This window comes from Escherichia sp. TW14182 (assembly GCF_000208525.1).
GTDB lineage: Bacteria > Pseudomonadota > Gammaproteobacteria > Enterobacterales > Enterobacteriaceae > Escherichia > Escherichia ruysiae.
In genome coordinates, this window is record NZ_AEJZ01000533.1 from 1 (window position 1) to 818 (window position 818).

Annotated in this window: 1 protein-coding gene; it reads right to left on the reverse strand. The window is 49.5% G+C overall.

The window, feature by feature from the left end; all coding sequences use genetic code 11:
- Nucleotides 1-146 precede the first annotated feature (146 nt).
- On the reverse strand, nt 147-647 hold the full coding sequence (gene recX / locus EQY_RS0123905) for a recombination regulator RecX (protein WP_000140499.1): 501 nt from the start codon (nt 645-647) through the stop codon (nt 147-149).
- Nucleotides 648-818: the final 171 nt, after the last annotated feature.

Sequence of the window (818 nt, forward strand, 5' to 3'; positions counted from 1 at the left end):
GGGGGGGATGTGTTCATTACATTTCCTGAAATCAAGCTAACGAAATATCGCCACCAGCAGCAGCGAGTTAATAACCGCTGGGCTGGTAACTGAAAAGTGGGAATAAGATAAGTTTTCTTGACTGGGAAGTAAAATACCGTATGCGTTCAGTCGGCAAAATTTCGCCAAATCTCCTGGATATCTTCCATCAGATAGCCACGATAGAGCAGAAAACGCTGGATCTTAACTTTTTCTGAAAAGACAGTTGGCAGTGGTTCGCCATATTTTCGCGTCGCCTGATCGCGCGCCAGTTCGCACCAGTCGATGTCACATTCACGCATCGCTTTTTCTGTCGCTTCGCGGGAAATACCTTTCTGATTCAGTTCCTGGCGAATACGCGCTGGTCCATAACCTTTGCGGCTACGGCTGGCGATAAAGCGCGCAACAAATCGGCTGTCATCGAGATAACAATGTTCATGGCACCAGGCAATAACGCGCTCGTAATCTTCCGCCGTGGCATCAATCTCTTCCGGGCCATTTTTGCCCATAATCGGTGCTGCGAGTTTACGTCGCAATTCTTGCTCACTGTGATCGCGTACCGCCAGAATGCGTACTGCACGATCCAACAGGCGAGCATATGCCGGGCGACGGGATGTTGATTCTGTCATGGCATATCCTTAAAACTTAAAAAGCAAAAGGGCCGCAGATGCGGCCCAGAGATTGCTAACAAATTAGCTCACTTATAAATGTAGACACGATCTTCCTCCTCGCCCTTCCAGTTAGCGGGTCAGAGTGAGAATCACTCTTCACGCCAGTGCTGGCCTGTTCCCCTCACCCTA

What these genes read in the sequence shown, in the direction of transcription:
- recX (WP_000140499.1), bottom strand. Translation starts at nt 647, where the DNA reads ATGACAGAATCAACATCCCGTCGCCCGGCATATGCTCGCCTGTTGGAT.